The organism is Pantoea trifolii (genome assembly GCF_024506435.1).
Classification (GTDB): domain Bacteria; phylum Pseudomonadota; class Gammaproteobacteria; order Enterobacterales; family Enterobacteriaceae; genus Pantoea; species Pantoea trifolii.
This window is the reverse complement of sequence record NZ_JANIET010000001.1, coordinates 946,690-964,350: the sequence shown is the minus strand read 5'-3', so window position 1 is coordinate 964,350 and position 17,661 is coordinate 946,690. Positions and strand designations below refer to the sequence as shown.

Annotated in this window: 16 protein-coding genes and 3 pseudogenes; 11 read left to right on the top strand and 8 right to left on the bottom strand. The window is 54.2% G+C overall.

Annotated elements, in window-relative coordinates; translation table 11 throughout:
• The first annotated feature begins 49 nt into the window (after positions 1 to 49).
• The 4 genes from pepD to NQH49_RS04330 all read left to right on the top strand — a co-directional run bounded on the left by pepD (position 50) and on the right by NQH49_RS04330 (position 5,450).
• On the top strand, positions 50 to 1,510 hold the full coding sequence (gene pepD, locus NQH49_RS04345) for a beta-Ala-His dipeptidase (RefSeq protein ID WP_061717590.1): 1,461 nt from the start codon (positions 50 to 52) through the stop codon (positions 1,508 to 1,510).
• 347 nt (positions 1,511 to 1,857) lie between these two features.
• Complete coding sequence (locus tag NQH49_RS04340; protein WP_256695714.1) at positions 1,858 to 3,363, top strand: sugar ABC transporter ATP-binding protein; 1,506 nt, start codon at positions 1,858 to 1,860, stop codon at positions 3,361 to 3,363.
• Positions 3,360 to 4,358 carry an ABC transporter permease gene (locus tag NQH49_RS04335; RefSeq protein ID WP_256695713.1) on the top strand — a complete coding sequence of 333 codons (999 nt, stop codon included), beginning with the start codon at positions 3,360 to 3,362 and terminating at the stop codon, positions 4,356 to 4,358. Before NQH49_RS04340 ends, NQH49_RS04335 begins: the two co-directional genes overlap by 4 nt.
• 27 nt (positions 4,359 to 4,385) lie before the next feature.
• Entirely contained in the window at positions 4,386 to 5,450 is a 1,065-nt protein-coding gene (locus NQH49_RS04330; RefSeq protein ID WP_256695712.1) for a sugar ABC transporter substrate-binding protein, read from the top strand.
• Positions 5,451 to 5,528: 78 nt separating this feature from the next.
• Here the strand turns inward: NQH49_RS04330 and dinB are convergent, their stop codons facing one another.
• Both dinB and NQH49_RS04320 read right to left on the bottom strand, forming a co-directional pair.
• Positions 5,529 to 6,581, bottom strand: a complete 1,053-nt coding sequence (gene dinB / locus NQH49_RS04325; protein WP_256695711.1) for a DNA polymerase IV — start codon at positions 6,579 to 6,581, stop codon at positions 5,529 to 5,531.
• A gap of 91 nt (positions 6,582 to 6,672) precedes the next feature.
• Positions 6,673 to 7,470 (bottom strand): FkbM family methyltransferase, encoded by a 798-nt coding sequence (locus NQH49_RS04320; RefSeq protein ID WP_256695710.1) that lies wholly within the window; start codon positions 7,468 to 7,470, stop codon positions 6,673 to 6,675.
• A gap of 315 nt (positions 7,471 to 7,785) precedes the next feature.
• Between NQH49_RS04320 and dpaA the strand changes: the two genes are divergently transcribed.
• The gene (gene dpaA / locus NQH49_RS04315) at positions 7,786 to 8,529 is read left to right on the top strand and encodes a peptidoglycan meso-diaminopimelic acid protein amidase (RefSeq protein ID WP_154153769.1); all 744 of its coding nucleotides are present in this window, start codon (positions 7,786 to 7,788) and stop codon (positions 8,527 to 8,529) included.
• Here dpaA and NQH49_RS04310 read toward each other — a convergent pair.
• A complete protein-coding gene (locus NQH49_RS04310) occupies positions 8,500 to 9,267 on the bottom strand; it encodes a class II glutamine amidotransferase (RefSeq protein WP_256695709.1) in 768 nt (255 codons plus the stop codon). The two genes, dpaA and NQH49_RS04310, sit on opposite strands and share 30 nt — an antisense overlap.
• Before the next feature lie 48 nt (positions 9,268 to 9,315).
• Complete coding sequence (gene lpcA / locus NQH49_RS04305; RefSeq protein WP_256695708.1) at positions 9,316 to 9,897, bottom strand: D-sedoheptulose 7-phosphate isomerase; 582 nt, start codon at positions 9,895 to 9,897, stop codon at positions 9,316 to 9,318.
• Positions 9,898 to 10,140: 243 nt separating this feature from the next.
• Here lpcA and fadE point away from each other — a divergent pair, with 243 nt between their 5' ends.
• Positions 10,141 to 12,585, top strand: a complete 2,445-nt coding sequence (fadE, locus tag NQH49_RS04300) for an acyl-CoA dehydrogenase FadE (protein WP_256695707.1) — start codon at positions 10,141 to 10,143, stop codon at positions 12,583 to 12,585.
• A 36-nt stretch (positions 12,586 to 12,621) separates the two neighbouring features.
• On the opposite strand, the pseudogene NQH49_RS04295 reads toward fadE, so the two are convergent.
• Positions 12,622 to 13,011: pseudogene (locus NQH49_RS04295) on the bottom strand (IS4 family transposase); the annotation flags it as partial.
• Positions 12,963 to 13,103 (bottom strand): hypothetical protein, encoded by a 141-nt coding sequence (locus tag NQH49_RS04290; RefSeq protein WP_256695706.1) that lies wholly within the window; start codon positions 13,101 to 13,103, stop codon positions 12,963 to 12,965. The pseudogene NQH49_RS04295 and the gene NQH49_RS04290, both read right to left, overlap by 49 nt.
• A 214-nt stretch (positions 13,104 to 13,317) precedes the next feature.
• On the opposite strand from NQH49_RS04290, the pseudogene NQH49_RS04285 reads away from it, so the two are divergent.
• The 4 genes and pseudogenes from NQH49_RS04285 to NQH49_RS04270 all read left to right on the top strand — a co-directional run bounded on the left by NQH49_RS04285 (position 13,318) and on the right by NQH49_RS04270 (position 14,848).
• A pseudogene (locus NQH49_RS04285) lies at positions 13,318 to 13,838 on the top strand (DUF2778 domain-containing protein).
• On the top strand, positions 13,813 to 14,085 hold the full coding sequence (locus NQH49_RS04280) for a hypothetical protein (protein ID WP_256695705.1): 273 nt from the start codon (positions 13,813 to 13,815) through the stop codon (positions 14,083 to 14,085). Before NQH49_RS04285 ends, NQH49_RS04280 begins: the two are co-directional and overlap by 26 nt.
• A complete protein-coding gene (locus NQH49_RS04275) occupies positions 14,086 to 14,577 on the top strand; it encodes an Hcp family type VI secretion system effector (protein WP_101762526.1) in 492 nt (163 codons plus the stop codon).
• Between the two features lie 43 nt (positions 14,578 to 14,620).
• Positions 14,621 to 14,848 (top strand): hypothetical protein, encoded by a 228-nt coding sequence (locus NQH49_RS04270; protein WP_256695703.1) that lies wholly within the window; start codon positions 14,621 to 14,623, stop codon positions 14,846 to 14,848.
• A 45-nt stretch (positions 14,849 to 14,893) separates the two neighbouring features.
• Here the strand turns inward: NQH49_RS04270 and NQH49_RS04265 are convergent.
• Together NQH49_RS04265 and mtnK are read right to left on the bottom strand one after the other, a co-directional pair.
• Positions 14,894 to 15,271 (bottom strand): annotated as a pseudogene (locus NQH49_RS04265) (IS4 family transposase); the annotation flags it as partial.
• Between the two features lie 9 nt (positions 15,272 to 15,280).
• Complete coding sequence (mtnK, locus tag NQH49_RS04260; protein ID WP_256695702.1) at positions 15,281 to 16,480, bottom strand: S-methyl-5-thioribose kinase; 1,200 nt, start codon at positions 16,478 to 16,480, stop codon at positions 15,281 to 15,283.
• Between the two features lie 105 nt (positions 16,481 to 16,585).
• On the opposite strand from mtnK, the gene mtnA reads away from it, so the two are divergent.
• Positions 16,586 to 17,605 carry an S-methyl-5-thioribose-1-phosphate isomerase gene (gene mtnA / locus NQH49_RS04255; RefSeq protein WP_256695701.1) on the top strand — a complete coding sequence of 340 codons (1,020 nt, stop codon included), beginning with the start codon at positions 16,586 to 16,588 and terminating at the stop codon, positions 17,603 to 17,605.
• Positions 17,606 to 17,661: the final 56 nt, after the last annotated feature.

Sequence of the window (17,661 nt, the reverse complement as noted above, 5' to 3'; positions counted from 1 at the left end):
AACCCGCGTGCGTGCGGTCTGTCCGCCACGCTGACACAGGAGATGCATGGTGTCTGAATTGTCGCAACTTTCACCCCAACCGCTGTGGGATATTTTTGCCAAAATCTGTTCCATTCCGCACCCTTCTTACCACGAAGAAGCACTGGCCGAATACGTTGTCGGCTGGGCAAAAGAGCAAGGTTTTTGGGTTGAGCGCGATCAGGTTGGCAACATCCTGATTCGTAAACCCGCGACCGCCGGTATGGAAAAACGCACGCCGGTGGCGCTGCAGGCGCACCTTGATATGGTGCCGCAGAAGAACAATGACACGGTGCACGACTTCACCAAAGATCCGATTCAGCCGTACGTTGATGGCGAATGGGTGAAAGCGCGCGGCACCACGCTGGGCGCGGATAACGGCATTGGTATGGCGTCTGCGCTGGCGGTGCTGGCTGATAACAGCCTGATCCACGGCCCGATTGAAGTGCTGCTGACCATGACCGAAGAATCGGGTATGGATGGCGCCTTTGGTTTACAGCCGAACTGGCTGCAGGCCGACATTCTGATCAACACCGATTCGGAAGAGGAAGGTGAGATCTACATGGGTTGCGCCGGTGGTATCGACTTCATCACCACCTTGCCGCTGACGCGTGAAGCGATTCCTGCGGGCTATGAAACCCTGAAGCTGACGCTGAAAGGCCTGAAAGGCGGTCACTCCGGTGCCGACATTCATCATGGTCTCGGCAACGCCAACAAACTGCTGGCACGCTTCCTGGCGCTGCACGCGCGTGAACTCGATGTGCGTCTGATCGAATTCACCGGCGGTACGCTGCGTAACGCCATCCCGCGTGAAGCTTTCGCTACGCTGGCGATCGACAGCCATAAAGTTGACGAACTGAAATCGGCTGCGGCCCATTTCCAGGCAACGCTGCTGAACGAACTGGGCGTGAAAGAGAAGAACATCGCCGTCGTCGCTGAGTCGCTGGCGCATCAAGGCCAGGCGCTGAACGCTGACAGCCGCGATCGTTTCCTCAACCTGCTCAACGCCACACCAAACGGCGTAATCCGTAACTCCGACGTAGCGAAAGGCGTGGTGGAAACCTCGCTCAACGTTGGCGTGGTGACTATGGATCAGAGCAATGCCGAAATCATCTGCCTGATTCGTTCACTGATCGATACCGGCAAAGATTGGGTGGTTGAAGTGCTGACCTCGCTGGCCGATCTGGCCGGGGCGAAAAGCGCACCTAAAGGCGGTTATCCGGGCTGGCAGCCTGATGCCGATTCACCGGTAATGGCGCTGACGCGTAAAACCTACGAAGCGCTGTTTGGCAAAACGCCCAACATTCAGGTGATTCACGCCGGTCTGGAGTGCGGTCTGTTCAAGAAGCCGTATCCGAACATGGATATGGTTTCGATTGGCCCAACCATCACCGGCCCGCATTCGCCGGATGAACAGGTTCACATCGAAAGCGTGGGTCTGTACTGGAAACTGCTGACCGCGCTGCTCAGCGTGGTGCCAGAAAAAGCGTAAAGTTTACGCGATGATGACAACCAGGCTGCGGCCTGGTTTTTTTATGCCTGCGGGTCAAGATTGTTTGGTCACCCTAAATGGCGCCCCTACAAAACTGTCGTAGGGTCGCCATTTAGGGTGACCGCCTTTTTAATGCCATGCCAATCGCCAGCACAATCCTCTAAGAGTTGTCTTACCACCCGCGCATTTCACCAGCGCTGACTCGCCCGCCAGTTTTAGCTATCGGTATATCCAGATGTCTGGATGGCTAATAACATTCCGTGCTAGCTTATGCCCTTTCGTTCGTTGCCCAGCGTGATGGTTCAGGAAAAAATGCCCCCAACTCAATTAATTAAAGGCCCGGCTCAATGAGTGCGATCAACCGCCTGGAGATGCGTAATATCTCCATCGCCTTTGGCGGTTTCGCCGCGTTAGCGCAGGTGGATTTTCTGACCGAAGGCGGCTCGGTGCACGCGTTAACCGGCGCTAACGGCGCCGGAAAATCCACGCTGATGGCGGTGCTGGCTGGCGCACACGATCATTACAGCGGTGAGATTCTCCTGGATAATGTGCCGGTAAATATTCGTTCACCGCGCGATGCCAAAAAGCTCGGCATTCATCTGGTGCAGCAGGAAGTGGATGTGGCGCTGGTGCCACAGCTCAGCGTGGCAGAAAACATTCTGCTCGATCGTTTAGCGGAGCCAGGTCACGCCTATAACTGGCGCGAGATTCGCCGCCAGGCGCGTACGTTACTGGCGCAGTTGGAAGTGAACATTGACGTTAATCGTTTAGTGGAGCGTTGCTCGCTGGCGGAGAAACAGCAAATCCTGCTGGCGCGCGCCCTCTCCCATCACTGCCGCTTCCTGATCCTGGATGAACCCACCGCGCCACTCGACCAGCATGAGAGCGAGCGCCTGTTTACCGTGGTGCGCCGCTTGCAATCCAGCGGCATTGGCGTGGTGTTCATCTCGCACCGCATTCACGAACTGAAAGCGATTTGTGACCGCTTAACGGTGCTACGCGATGGTCGTCTGATCGAAAGCAGCCCGATGGCGGCGCTGAGCGGCGAGCAGATCGTGGAGAAAATGCTGGGACATCGGCTCGACGATGTCTTTCCGCCGCGTCGCGCCCGTACGCCGCAGCCGCTGCTGCTGTCGGTGGAAGGCTTACACGACGATCGGTTACTGCAGGATATTTCGCTGCGTCTGCATAAAGGCGAAATCCTTGGCATTGCTGGTCTGGCGGGCGCAGGTAAAACCGAGCTGTGCAAAGCGCTGTTTGGTGCCAGCAAAAGCCGCGTGACGCAGGGTGAACTGCACGGCAAGCCGTGGCGACCGCGTTCACCGCATGATTCAGTAGAAAACCGCATGGCGCTGGTGCCGGAAGAGCGACGCAAAGAGGGCATTTTCATCGATGAACCGGTGAGCATGAACCTGAGCATCAGCGCAGATAATAGCTTCTCGCGCTGGAGCCTGTTTGGTCATCGTCAGGCGTGGCGTTGGGCGGAAAAGGTAATTCAGCACCTGAATGTACGCACCACCGGACCGGGGCAAATTCTGCGTCGCCTGTCGGGTGGCAACCAGCAGAAAGTGGCGATTGGCAAATGGCTGCGCAACAACGCCGATGTGCTGATTTTTGATGAGCCGACGAAAGGCGTCGATATCAAAGCCAAAACCGATCTGTTCACGCTGATCGATGGCTTAGCGCGCGAAGGCAAAGGCATCATTTATGCTTCGGGCGAGTTTTCTGAATTGGTCGGTCTATGCGACCGCATTTGTGTGCTCTGGGATGGGCGCATTGTGGCAGAGATGGAGGGCACAACAGCCACAGAAGAGGCACTTTTGCTTTATTCCACCGGAGGAACACCTGCGTGAGCAGCAAAGAACTATCCCTAAACCCGCAGCCTTCTCTGCGCCATCAGCTGTTTGATTTCCTTTATAAGTGGGGCATGTTGCTGACGGTGGTGATTCTGATTGCCGCATTTGGTCTCGCTTCGGACAGCTTCCTCGAGCCGACCAACATCATCAACATCCTGCGTTCCATCGCCATCGTCACGGTGATTGCGATTGGCGTGTCGATTTCGCTGACAGTGGGCGGCTTTGATTTGTCGGTGGGATCCACCGCCTCGCTGGCCAACGCGCTGGTGATTTCGCTGTTCGTCTGGCACGGCTTTGGCACCACTGAAGCCATTATCATCACATTGTTGCTGTGCACCCTGGTTGGCTTGTTCAACAGCTTCCTGATTGTGGTGCTGCGCATTCCCGACATGCTCGCCACCCTCGCCACGCTGTTTGTGATTCAGGGCGTGGCGATGACCTACAGCTTTGGCGGCTCCATTACCGAGAATATGGTGCTGCCGAGCGGCGACATGGCCGAAGGCACCATTCCTGCAACCTTTGGCCTGCTCGGCCAGGTGCCGACCATCGTCATTATCATGCTGGTGGTCACCATTGTGGCGCAGCTGGCGTTGTCGCTGACCAAGCACGGCCGTCGTATGTATGCGCTGGGCGGCAATCCTGAAGCGGCGCGTCTCTCCGGCATTCGCACCACGCGCTATCGCGTATTGGCGTATGTGCTGGCCTCGCTGCTGGCTGGTCTGGGCGGTATTCTGCTGGCGTCACGTATCGGCTCTTCGCAGGTGAATGCCGGCGGCGGTTATCTGATGGATGCCGTAGCCGCGGCGTGGATCGGCTTCTCGCTGGCCGGTTCGGGTAAACCCAATGCGCTGGGTACCTTGGTGGGCGCCATCATTCTTGGTGTGTTGCAGAACGGGCTGGTGATGTTGTCGGTGCCCTATTACGCGATGGACATTATTAAAGGTCTGGTACTGGCGCTGGCGCTGGCGATGACTTACATCCAGCGCCGTTAAGGCGCGTTTAATCAGAAAGAGATCATAATGAAAAAAATTACCCGTTCGCTGCTGGCGGTTAGCCTGCTCAACGCCAGCGCCGCCTTCGCCGATGCCACTGTGCCTGCGGTTATCGCTAACCATCAAGGCCCGGTACGTATCGCCATCATTCGCAACCTGGGCTCCGACGATAACACCACGCAGTTTGTTGCCGGTGCGATTCAGCAAGGCCGCCAGCTGGGCTTTAAGGTCAGCACTTTCCTCAGCAATGGCGACGATGCGCGTTTCCAGGATTTCGTTAACCAGGCGATTAGCCAGAAATATGACGGCATTATTCTGTCGCACGGTAAAGATCCCTATTCGACTGCGCTGGTGCAGCGTATCGCCGCTGCGGGCATCAAGCTGTCGGTGTTTGATACGCCGGTTAATACACCGGTAGAAGGCGTCACCGTGACGGCGCAGGATGATGCTTCTTTGGCTCAGGAATCGCTGGGACAGATCGTTAAAGATTTCAACGGCAAAGCCAATATCGTCAAGCTGTGGGTGGCAGGTTTCCCACCGATGGAGCGTCGTCAGGTAGTGTATGAAAAAGTGCTCAAGGAGAATCCAGGCATCCATCAATTGGAAACCATTGGTGCCGTTTCCTCTGACGTGCAAGGCGACACCGCCAATAAGATTGGCGCAATTCTGGCGAAATACCCGAAAGGTAAGATTGATGCAATTTGGGGGGCATGGGATGCCTTTAGCCAGGGCGCATATAAAGCCCTGCAGGAGAATGGCCGTACCGAGATCAAACTGTATAGCATCGACGTATCCAATCAGGATCTGCAGTTGATGCACGAGAAAAACAGTCCTTGGGTGCAAACCGTGGCGGTGGATCCAAAAACCATTGGCGCGGTGAATATGCGTTTGGTAGCGAACAAGATTGCAGGCGAAACCACACCGGCGACTTACGAGTTTAAAGCGTCATCAATTTCCCAGCAGCAGCTGAACAGCCAGCAAGGCGCGGTCAATGTGGCGTCGCTGAATAAGATCATTCCAGGCTGGGGCGAGAACAGCGATTTCATTGCGCCGTGGTTTGCGACGCTGGAAGCGAAGTACGGTAAGAAGTAGTTTTCCCTCACCCTAACCCTCTCCCACAAGTGGGAGAGGGAACCCATCGGCGCGTTTTGCTTTCAGGCGCGCACAATCTCACAACCCCAATACCAACTGCCGTTCCAGTTGCGGATCCACCATCGTGACATGCAATCCCACCAGTCGTACGCCGCGCCCAGCTCGGCGTTCATCCCATGCCTGGCGCGCAACCGCGATCATGTCGTCCTTATTAAGCACCGGCCAGACGTGCTCCTGCGTGGTTTGCTGGAAATCATTGAATTTGAGTTTCACCCCTTGCCGGGCGATCTGCTTATCCGGCTTGATGGCGGTTAAGCGACGATCCAGCTCGGCATAGAGAAAATCAATAATCTCCAGACACTGTTCCCAGCTGTGAATATCTTCCATCAGTGTGCGCTCAACGCCGAGCGATTTGCGTTCGCGCTCGACCACCACATTGCGCTCATCCACGCCATTGCTGCGCTCCCACAAGATACGGCCAAACTTGCCAAAACGTTTAAGCAGCAAAGCCAGATCGGCACGTTGCACATCGGCGCAGGTGCGCAATCCCATCTCTTCCAACTTTTTGGTCGCCACTTTACCCACGCCAGGAATTTTGCTTAGCGGCAGCGTCAGTAAAAAATCGGACATTGCATCAGGTGTAATCACAAATTGCCCGTTGGGTTTGTTGAGATCGGAAGCGATCTTGGCGAGGAACTTGATCGGCGCGATCCCGGCGGAAGCGGTTAACCCGGTTTCACGCAGAATATCGGCACGAATTGCCTGCGCCATTAATGTGGCCGAACCCTGGCAGTGCAGGCTATCTGTCACATCCAGATAAGCTTCATCGAGTGAAAGCGGTTCAATCAACGAAGTGTAACGCGAAAAGATGTCGCGGATTTGGTGCGAGGCTTCTTTATACGCATCAAAGCGGCCAGGCAGCAGCCGCAGATGCGGACAAAGTTTCAACGCCATGCCGGTTGGCATCGCGCTACGCACGCCATATTTACGTGCTGGATAGTTCGCGGTGCTGATCACGCCACGCCGTTCACGGCTGCCGCCAATCGCAATGGGGATATCGCGCAATGACGGATCATCGCGCATTTCCACTGCTGCGTAAAAGCAGTCCATATCGACATGAATGATTTTCACGTTTGCCACTAATCCAGTATCAATCGAGACCTCAATATAGTACTGGATATTTGTACAGATGCAAAAGTATTGGCAATGCTAAAAAGCAAGATTAAAACAGGCGACGAATCTCCATGCCCTTATCGGTTCTCTTTATCTCAAGACGTTTATTTTGCGGGTGCTGAGCGATACCGAGTTCACCGAACATATCGACTTCATAGCCTAAAGCACGCTTTAGCAAATTGAGCAGACGATTACGTTTGGGGATCAGGCCTGGCAGATAATCGCCCCAGACTTCGAACAAAATGGCGGGATAACCTGAGCTCCCCAGCCACAGACGTGCACCTTTAAGCACCTCCAATTCGAGCCCTTCGACATCGATTTTAACCAGGTGCGCCGCGGGCAATTTCAGGCTATCGATGGTAGCAATGCGCACGGATTCACACGTGGTGATGTCAGTGCTGAGCATCTTCTGCTGCGCACGAATATCAGCATCCAGCGACAGCGCCCCAACATTCACTTCGTTTTGCATATCCAATACCGGAACGTCAATTTCCCCATTGACATCACCAATTGCCATCTGCATAGCATGACAGTGAAACAGCTGATTGCTGAACAGATTGGCACACAGTTGATAGTACACCTGGCGTTGCGGTTCAAAGGCATACAAGATGCCACCTTTAGTGCGAATATGATCGCCCATCGGTACCGACCAGGCACCTAAGTTCGCCCCCACATCGACCAATACCGGACGCTCAATACCTTCAATCAGCAATTGTGCAATTTGCAGCGTTGTTGGCTCCCATGCTTTGCCGCTGCGTAAGTGTGCATTGATCATGTCAGGACCGGACGACAACATGTAGTGCAGGTTTTCCACCTGATAAAGGGACGGGCGAGTGACGAGATCCATGAGTTTTTTACCTGTTGAAAATGACTGGCGCAGTATAGATACGCCATCGTTTTCAACACCCAAGACATGTCTTATTACTCGTCAGGATTAAATCGTTTTGAAGCCAAGCGTAAAAAGGCGATTTTTTTTGTCCATCTAATTAAAGTTTACAAATTAGTGGTCGTATTCCTTTTAGGAACGCGCCATTTTCTCGGACACTGGCTTGATTAAAAGCCAGACAATGTTAATGTTGCGCTGCGATAGCGGATATTTCCGATAATGCAATACCCGGACGCTTAGCGTCATCGTCTCTCTTCAATTCAAGGTATCTACAGAATGGGCAGAATCGCATTAACGCTTGCGATGATTCTTATGCCGGTCCTTAGCTGGGCAATTAACCCCGAGCCGACGCAACCGCTGGCTCCGGTGAGCAAAGAGTTAAAGAAACAACTAATTGGCACCCCCGTTTTTATTCAGATTTTCAAGGAAGAGCGTACGCTGGAACTGTACGGCAAAATCGGTAATGAATATCGTCTGCTGGACAGCTATCGCATCTGTAATTTCTCTGGCGGTTTAGGACCTAAACGTCGTCAGGGCGATTTCAAAAGTCCGGAAGGCTTTTATAACGTCAAGCTGAATCAGTTGAAACCGGATAGCCGTTTCTATCGCGCTATTAATACCGGTTTCCCGAATCAATACGATCGCGCTAAAGGTTATGACGGCAATTATTTAATGATTCACGGTGATTGCGTATCAATTGGTTGCTATGCGATGACCAATGCGTCAATGGATGAGATCTTCACCTACACCAATGCCGCGCTGCGCAATGGCCAGCAGGAAATTCAGGTCAACATCTATCCGTTCCGCATGACCGACAGCAATATGCAACGTCATAAATACTCGACGTACATTAACTTCTGGCGTGAACTGCAGCCGGGCTATGCGTACTTTGCCAAGTACCGCGTGCCGCCAACGGTGAATGTGACGGCCACCGGCCAATATGCGGTGAACAGCACACCGGTGATCTCTACACCGGATGCTGCTTCGAAATCATTCCTGGCGCTCACCCAGGCAAAATAACGCCCACTCGCCTGGCACTATCCGGTGCCAGGTTTCATTGCCTGTCAGCGGTTGCGTGGCAATCACCGTCACCACATCTTGCGGCGTCGTCTGCTGCTGAAAATCAATCTCCACATCCTGATCGAGCAGCGTGGCTTTGCCAAACGGCGCACGGCGCGTAATCCAGTAGAGATTGGTCGAACAAAACGCCATCAGGTAGCGCCCATCCGATAACAACATGTTGAACACGCCCTTCTCACGCATTTCCGCTGCCAGCTCGGCAACGTAGCGGAACACCGCTGGCCAGTTGCCCGGCGTGCGTGGATAGCGCTCGGTCAGTTTGTGCAGCATCCAGCAGAACGCTTTCTCGCTGTCGGTTTCACCAATCGGACGGAACGGCCCGGTATCCAGCTGACGGTAACCTTTAAGCTGACCATTGTGTGCGTAGGTCCAGTTGCGGCCCCAAAGCTCACGCGTGAACGGATGGGTATTTTCCAGCGACACTTCACCGCGATTCGCCTGGCGGATATGCGCCACCACCGAATGCGATTTGATCGGGTATTCCTGCACCAAACGGGCAATCGGCGAATTAAAGCTCGGCTGCGGATCTTTGAAGGTGCGGCACCCTTTTCCTTCGTAGAACGTGATGCCCCAACCATCTTTGTGCGGCCCGGTTCCACCGCCACGCTGCACAAGACCGGTAAAACTGAAACAGATGTCCGTGGGGACATTGGCGCTCATCCCGAGCAATTCGCACATAGCAACCGCCTTAAGTTAGATCCTCTCGCACGCGGCGAGAGGAACGCATCATGACTTAACCATCTCTTTTTCAATCAACAGCATCAGGATATGGATCACTTTGATGTGGATCTCCTGAATGCGGTCGGCATAGCCAAAGTGCGGCACACGAATTTCGATATCCGCTGAACCTGCCATCTTGCCGCCATCTTTGCCGGTCAGAGTAATTACTTTCATGCCTTTCGCGCGCGCAGCTTCTACGGCTTTGATGATGTTGGCAGAGTTCCCGGAAGTAGAAAGCCCCAGCAGCACATCGCCTTCGCGACCAACCGCTTCGATATAGCGCGAGAACACATAGTCGTAGCCAAAATCGTTGCTAACGCAGGAGAGATGGCTGACATCAGAAATGGCAATCGCCGGGTAGCCAGGACGGTTTTCACGATAGCGTCCAGTCAGCTCTTCAGCAAAATGCATGGCATCGCAGTGCGAGCCGCCGTTACCGCAGGAGAGCACCTTGCCGCCCGCTTTAAAGCTGTCGGCCAGCAAAACTGCAGCGCGCTGAATCGCGTGAATGTTAGCGTCGTCACTCAGGAAGTTGTTAAGCGTATCGGCTGCTTCATTGAGCTCTGAGCGAATAATGTCCTGATACATAGGGATGTCCTTTAGAGGAAAGATTGACCCGGCAAGTTTAACGGAATGGGGCTATGTCGCAAAGCGCCTGCATCCAGTAAAAGCGCGGCGCTTTGAGGAAGTTTGGCAGTTGTTGCGCATCGTGCAACGAATTTGTGAGATGTGTTGTAATTGCGATGTAAACAGATTGATAAATTTTGCCCCATATTCTAAACCTACACCCATAACAGGTCAGACCTCTTACTACTTATGGAGTGGTTCATTATGTTGGTTGCCTCAATCGTTGCGACGCTAATCCTGCTTAGCGTGTTGTTCTACCACCAAATTTCTCTTCAGCTGAGCAGCGTGATTCTGCTGCTGTGGACCGGCGCGCTGGCGGCCGCTGACGTGTGGACACCGTGGATGCTGCTGCCGCTGGCGATCATCCTGCTGCCGTTCAACCTGCCAGTGATGCGCCGCAGCATGTTCTCGAAGCCGGCGCTGCACAGCTTCCAGAAAGTGATGCCGCCGATGTCACGCACCGAAAAAGAGGCGATCGACGCCGGCACCACCTGGTGGGAAGGGGATCTGTTCCGCGGCAAACCGGACTGGCAGAAGCTGCATAACTACCCGCAGCCACGCCTGACCGAAGAGGAACAAGCCTTTATTGATGGTCCAGTAGAAGAAGCGTGCCGCATGGCGAATGACTTCGAAATCACCCACGAAATGGCCGATATGCCGCCGGAGTTGTGGGCGTATCTGAAACAGCATCGCTTCTTCGCCATGATCATTAAGAAAGAGTATGGCGGCCTCGAATTCTCCGCTTATGCGCAGGCGCGTGTGCTGCAGAAACTGGCGGGCGTCTCAGGCATTCTGGCGATCACCGTCGGCGTACCCAACTCACTCGGCCCAGGCGAATTGCTGCAACATTACGGTACCGATGAGCAGAAAGATCATTATCTGCCACGTCTGGCGCGCGGTGATGAGATCCCGTGCTTTGCGTTGACCAGCCCGGAAGCGGGTTCGGATGCGGGCGCCATTCCTGATACCGGCGTGGTGTGCATGGGTGAATGGCAAGGTCAGCAAGTGCTCGGCATGCGCCTCACCTGGAACAAGCGCTATATCACGCTGGCACCGATTGCCACCGTGTTAGGCCTGGCGTTCAAACTCTCGGATCCGGATCACCTGCTGGGCGATACCGAAGAGCTCGGCATCACTTGTGCACTGATCCCAACGCACACGCCAGGCGTAGAAATTGGCCAGCGCCACTTCCCGCTTAACGTGCCGTTCCAGAACGGTCCGACGCGCGGTAAAGACATTTTTGTACCCATCGATTTCATCATTGGCGGCCCGTCGATGGCCGGTCAAGGCTGGCGCATGCTGGTGGAGTGTCTGTCAGTGGGTCGCGGCATTACGCTGCCTTCGAACTCAACCGGCAGCCTGAAAAGCATTGCGCTGGCAACCGGTGCGTATGCGCACATCCGCCGTCAGTTCAAAGTCTCTATCGGTAAAATGGAAGGGATCGAAGAGCCGCTGGCGCGCATTGCCGGTAACGCTTACGTGATGGACGCTGCCGCGACGCTGATCACTAGCGGCATTATGCTCGGTGAAAAACCGGCGGTGCTGTCGGCGATTGTGAAGTATCACTGCACCCATCGCGGTCAGCGCGCCATTATCGACGCGATGGATATCGCTGGCGGTAAAGGCATTATGCTGGGCGAAAACAACTTCCTGGCGCGTGCTTATCAGGGCGCCCCGATCGCCATCACCGTAGAAGGCGCTAACATCCTGACGCGCAGCATGATCATCTTCGGCCAGGGCGCCATCCGTTGCCATCCGTGGGTGCTGGAAGAGATGAACGCCGCAGCGAAAAACGATCTAGTAACTTTTGATCGCGCGCTGTTCAGCCATATCGGCCACGTTGGCAGCAATAAAGTGCGCAGCCTGTGGCTGGGCTTGACCGGCGGTCGCACCAGCGCCACGCCAACCCGCGACGCCACGCGCCGCTACTATCAGCATATCAACCGTTTAAGCGCCAACCTCGCGCTGCTGTCAGATGTGTCGATGGCGGTGCTGGGCGGCAGCCTGAAACGTCGTGAACGCATCTCGGCGCGTCTCGGCGATGTGTTGAGCCAGATGTATCTTGCGTCGGCTACCTTGAAACGTTATGAGGATGAAGGCCGCAACGAAGCTGATTTGCCGCTGGTGCATTGGGGCGTGCAGGATGCGCTGCATCAGGCCGAAGTGGCGATGGATGATTTGCTGCGCAACTTCCCGAACCGCATGGTGGCCGGTGCGCTGCGAATGGTGATTTTCGCCGGTGGTCATCACTGCCCGGCACCGTCCGATAAACTGGATCACAAACTGGCGAAACTGCTGCAATTACCTTCCGCGACGCGCACCCGTTTGGGCCGTGGTCAGTATCTGACACCAAGCGTACATAATCCGGCGGGTCAGCTGGAGCAGGCGCTGCAGGATGTGATGGCCGCCGAAGTGATTCACGATCGTCTGTGCCAGCAGCAGAAAAAACACCTGTCGTTCACCCGTCTGGATGCGCTGGCGCAGCGTGGTCTGAAAGAGGGCTGGATTGATGAAAGCGAAGCGCAGGTGCTGATCCGAGCTGAGGCCAGCCGCCTGAAAGCGATTAACGTCGATGATTTTGCGCCGGAAGCGCTGGCGGTGCCAAAGACGCAGACGAAAACCAATTCGCGAGCCAGTGAAGCCGCATAAAACACAAAAGCCTCCGCAGGGAGTAATGCCAGTCAGTTAAGCCTGACTGGCATTTTTTCTTTTGGCTGTCGGGTACTTCCAGGGCCTCTCTTTCACCACTCTCGGGAACGACCTCTCCCGTCGCCCCGGCAGTTTGACTATCTGCGCCATCGCGCCCACATTTTTCACCAGTTCCGGGATCCGCCCCGGTAACGCGCCCTCAAGCGTCCAGAGCAGCTTCATTACCCAAGCCGCAGACTCGCTGAAGCTCAGCTGATTAGGCCAGTATCCCTTAAGCGTCGACGCCATTTTTATCATCTGATATCTCACCAGATTATACGCAAGCAGCACGCCCCACAGCTCCTGACGCACCTTCTCCGGTTTTTTGCTGCGCAGCGTCAGCCGGTTATTCTGCAGCCCCTGCTTGATTTCCCGATACCGGAGCTCTCTACTTCGGCGACGGCGCGCACGGCGGCTTCACTGCAGCTGAGTTTGGTGGCGGCGTTCTTAAAATCCTGATCGGTTAGCGTCTGCGACATAACGAATATCCTGTTTGTGTCGCACGTCTTGCGCCAAAGGGGGGGTTGTTCGTTGAGATTCTATGTCTCTCGTTGTTGTTTTAACAACGCCAATGGCAAAGCGTGATCGTAAAAGCTGTATTGATTACCAACTCTAATTATTTCTGGTTCTGACAATATGAGGGATGTAACATAAACCTCAGTTACTACATGGATTAAAGGTTAGGGATTAACGATGCCAATTATCGGTAAGATGATTTTGAACGGCGCAGATTTCGTGCCGTTGAATCTGTATGGCGTGGGCGTCTTCATGGCGTTTTCCGGGAAAGGTGCCTACAGAAATATTCCTGCATGTATGGCCGTCCCAAACGTTGGGCCTATCCCACCGGGTAATACTGGATTGTTGAGCGTGGGAGGGGTGGCCTGCTTTCATGGGCTAAGGCAAAGTCACAGGATTTATATAACCGCGTTTTTAACGGTGCTGAATTTGATCGCGATGAATGGTTTGCTTTATATCGTGACGATCTGAGCATTGATGATGAAACGTGGATTAATGACGTCAGACGCGGATTATTTCGCCTCCATCCCGGCCGCGTATCTGAAGGATGTATAACTCTCCACCTTAATTCAGACTATGCGCTAAGTCGTAATGCCCTTCTGAGAACAGCGCCGATCCCGGTTCCTTGCATGAAAAATTTAATGGCGCGCGGATACATTGAGGTGATTGCCAGTGGTTATTCAAACACTTGCCCGTAGAGCGGCCAAAGTCGCTTGTTTTCTCGCGCTGATGCTAGTTGTCGCCCGTACTCTGGGCCCGCCAGAGTTATGGTTTAACGAACAATTAGCCTTGAAAATCGGCCAAATGATCTACGGGAATGAAGAGATTGGAGCGGATCGTTTTTACGACATCTATTTCTACATGTCCGTATGCACAGTGATTCCCATCACGGTTGTTATTTACATTTTAACAATGAAGTTAATCAAAAAAATAAGGAGCAAATAAATGCCAATTCCTCCGTATATGTGGCTTAAAGACGATGGTGGCGCGGATATTAGAGGTTCTGTCGATGTTCACGAACGTGAAGGCAGCATTGAAATTATCGGCCTGAGCCACGGTATTAACCTGCCGGTAGACACCGCTAACGGCAAAATAACCGGCACGCGCCAGCATTCATCAATGATGATCGAGAAAGAGGTGGATAGCTCAACGCCTTATCTCTATAAAGCAGCGGCCACCGGCCAGACGTTGAAAAGCGCCGAAATTCGTTTCTACAACATCAGCGATGCGGGCCAAGAGGTGTGCTATTACACCGTGCTGATGGAAAACGTGAAAGTCACCGGCGTTAACTGCGGCGTGGCCAACACAAAACTGTCGGGCAATGACAAGCTGAACCACACGGAAAGCGTTAGCCTGCAGTATGAAAAAATCACCTGGCGTATTGTGGATGGTAATATCCAGTACACGGACGCATGGAACGAACGTCCTTCTGCGTAATCCGTTAGTAATTAACTTTCACTCAGCAAATAAAGTTTTTCCAATGAACTTCGAAGAATTTTATGCCTTGCCACAGTCTGAACGTGACAAAATGATCGCAAGCCCTGATGTTTTTAGCATCGACTTAAACGTTCACACCGATAAGATTGTGCGTGGCCGCCTGGATGACATCAACGCAGGGAAAATTACTGTCATTGAATCGTCCCTTCAGCTGTTACCGAATGAGCCGGGTGTTGAATACATCGTTATGAAGCTAAAAAATCCAGCTTAAACGTGAAATAAAAAAAGCCCCGGAAACGGGGCTAATGCCAGTCAGTTAAGTCTGACTGGCATTTTTTCTTTTGGCTGCCGGGTACTTCCAGGGCCTCTCTTTCACCACTCTCGGGAACGACCTCTCCCGTCACCCCGGCAGTTTGACTATCTGCGCCATCGCGCCCACATTTTTCACCAGTTCCGGGATCCGCCCCGGTAACGCGCCCTCAAGCGTCCAGAGCAGCTTCATTACCCAGGCCGCAGACTCGCTGAAGTTCAGCTGATTAGGCCAGTATCCCTTAAGCGTCGACGCCATTTTTATCATCTGATATCTCACCAGATTATACGCAAGCAGCACGCCCCACAGCTCCTGACGCACCATCTCCGGTTTTTTGCTGCGCAGCGTCAGCCGGTTATTCTGCAGCCCCTGCTTGATTTCCCGACACCAGCATCAACCCGCCTGACGAATCCGCGCAATCAGCGCATCCACATCGGCAATATGATCGGCAGCCAGAATCAGCGTGCGTCCTAGCGTGATACAGCTGCGAATACACTCGGTGCGCATGGTCTGATCTTCGATCTGTTTGAAGTCCGCAACGTGAGACATCCCCACCGTGCGGCGAATCAACTCAGTACCGCAATAACCCAAGGTATCGCGCCACACTTTGCGCAGGAAGGATTCGGCATAACCGGGATAAGCCAGCGCCACATCGCGGGTTTTCTCTTTCGCCAATTCCAAAAAGCGGCTGGCAAATTGATTGCACACTTCCTGTACATCGCTCAAACGACGTTCACGCCCTTCTGCCGCCTCACGCGGTGCCAGCAGGCCCGGCAGGCAGCAGTAATTAATCAGCAAATTGCCAATCGCGCTGCCAACGTCAAAACCAATCGGCCCAAAGTAACCGAACTCCGCATCAATCACTTTCAGGCTGCCATCGGCGACAAAGATCGAACCGCTGTGCACATCGCCATGCAGCAAGGCTTCCGCATCAGCGAAGAAGCGATGCTTGAGACCGGCCACGGCGATTTTTAGCGCATCGTCGCTGCGCAGGCTGACCACCAGCGATTCCAGCGCCGCAGGATATTGATTGCGCTCATGATCGATAAACGGATCGTTGAAGAATAGGTCTTCAGTGATTTCGCACATTTCCGGATTAATGAAACGCGCCACTTCGGCTTTTTTCTTATGCGGATGCAGGAAGAAATCGGAGGTATGGAACAGCGTCTGCGCCAGATACTCGCCAACCTGGCGGCCAGCCTGCGGGTAATAAGCGCCCTTCACCAGTTCGCTGCGCCAGATACGATGGCTGGAGAGATCTTCCATCACCATTACCGCCAGTTCGGCATCGTAATGGGTGACGTTGACGGTGTGCTGCGGACAGTGTTTGTAGTGTTCAATCAACGTCTGCGCTTCGAGACGCGCGCGATCCAGCGTCAACGGCCAGGATTCGCCGACGCAGCGCACATACGGCAATGCCTGCTTCACCACCACACGGCTGCGGCCTTGATTATCGAAAATCTTAAACACCAGGTTAAGGTTGCCATCACCGATCTCTTCGGCGCGCACCAGCGCAGACGGATCGTCCACGCCGCCAAATTGTTTCGCATATTCCACAGCATCGGCAGCATTGAACGTACGGTATTGCGACATTGCCTGTTCCTCGATTATCGATAGTAATAAGCCGTTCAGACGTCTATACATCCGTTACGCATGTTGGCACAATAGCCAGCATTAACGCAACAGGGATTTCACACCATGCAAACACTTCGTACCACCAGCCTTGAGGTCCGCGATAATCAACTGTGGATCCTTGACCAGCAAGCGCTGCCACAGCAACAAAACTGGCTGCCTGCGCACAGTGTCGCGCAGTTGGTTGAACATATTCACGCCTTGCGCGTGCGCGGTGCGCCGCTGATTGGTCTATCAGCCAGTTTGCTGCTGGCGCTGCTGGGCGAGCATGGCGCACCGCGCAAGGAATTAGCAGCGGCGCTGGAGGTGCTACGCGCAGCGCGGCCAACGGCCGTGAACCTGATGAATAACCTGGATCGCATGAAAGTGGCGTTGGCCGAAAGTGATTTCGTCGCGGCGTTGAGCGGCGAAGCGCTGCGCCTGGTGGCCGAAGATAAGCAACTGTGTGACAACATCGCGCGCGCGGGCAGCACGCTGGTGAAACCGGGCAGCCAACTGCTGACGCACTGCAATACCGGCGGGCTGGCGACTGCGGGCGTCGGCACGGCGCTCGGCGTCATCTCCTACGCTCATCAACAAGGTCTGGTGAAAAATGTCTGGGTGGATGAGACACGACCGCTGCTGCAAGGTGGTCGCTTAACCGCATGGGAGCTGGGTGAGCTAAATATTCCTTATCAGCTGATTACCGATTCGATGGCCGCCAGTTTAATGGCGCGCGGCGTGGTCGATGCTATTTGGGTCGGCGCGGATCGTATCGCGGCGAACGGTGATGTCGCGAACAAAATTGGTACCTATAGCCTGGCCGTGCTGGCGCACTATCACCGCATTCCGTTCTACGTCGCCGCACCGCACACCACGCTGGATCGGCAATGTCCGAACGGCGACGCCATCCCTATTGAGCAGCGCTCCGCTAACGAAGTGACCGGCGTATCAGGCAGCTTTGGTATCGTGCAGTGGGCACCGCAGAATGCGGCGGTTTATAACCCGGCCTTTGATGTGACGCCAGCTGCGTTGATTAGCGGTTGGGTGCTGGATACTGGCGTGGTGACGCCAGCGCAGGTAAAGGAAGGGATTTTTCAGCCGTAGGGTAATGGGTAATGTGCGGTTGAGAAAAAAGGTCGTCATGAATGACGACCCTACAA

Excerpts from the sequence above, each read along its gene's own strand:
- mtnA (WP_256695701.1), top strand. The coding sequence starts at position 16,586 with ATGCAAACACTTCGTACCACCAGCCTTGAGGTCCGCGATAATCAACTG.
- NQH49_RS04320 (WP_256695710.1), bottom strand. The coding sequence starts at position 7,470 with ATGGATCTCGTCACTCGCCCGTCCCTTTATCAGGTGGAAAACCTGCAC.
- lpcA (WP_256695708.1), bottom strand. The coding sequence starts at position 9,897 with ATGTATCAGGACATTATTCGCTCAGAGCTCAATGAAGCAGCCGATACG.
- dpaA (WP_154153769.1), top strand. The coding sequence starts at position 7,786 with ATGGGCAGAATCGCATTAACGCTTGCGATGATTCTTATGCCGGTCCTT.
- NQH49_RS04290 (WP_256695706.1), bottom strand. The coding sequence starts at position 13,103 with ATGTCGCAGACGCTAACCGATCAGGATTTTAAGAACGCCGCCACCAAA.
- NQH49_RS04310 (WP_256695709.1), bottom strand. The coding sequence starts at position 9,267 with ATGTGCGAATTGCTCGGGATGAGCGCCAATGTCCCCACGGACATCTGT.
- NQH49_RS04270 (WP_256695703.1), top strand. The coding sequence starts at position 14,621 with ATGAACTTCGAAGAATTTTATGCCTTGCCACAGTCTGAACGTGACAAA.
- mtnK (WP_256695702.1), bottom strand. The coding sequence starts at position 16,480 with ATGTCGCAATACCGTACGTTCAATGCTGCCGATGCTGTGGAATATGCG.
- NQH49_RS04330 (WP_256695712.1), top strand. The coding sequence starts at position 4,386 with ATGAAAAAAATTACCCGTTCGCTGCTGGCGGTTAGCCTGCTCAACGCC.
- fadE (WP_256695707.1), top strand. The coding sequence starts at position 10,141 with ATGTTGGTTGCCTCAATCGTTGCGACGCTAATCCTGCTTAGCGTGTTG.
- NQH49_RS04275 (WP_101762526.1), top strand. The coding sequence starts at position 14,086 with ATGCCAATTCCTCCGTATATGTGGCTTAAAGACGATGGTGGCGCGGAT.
- NQH49_RS04340 (WP_256695714.1), top strand. The coding sequence starts at position 1,858 with ATGAGTGCGATCAACCGCCTGGAGATGCGTAATATCTCCATCGCCTTT.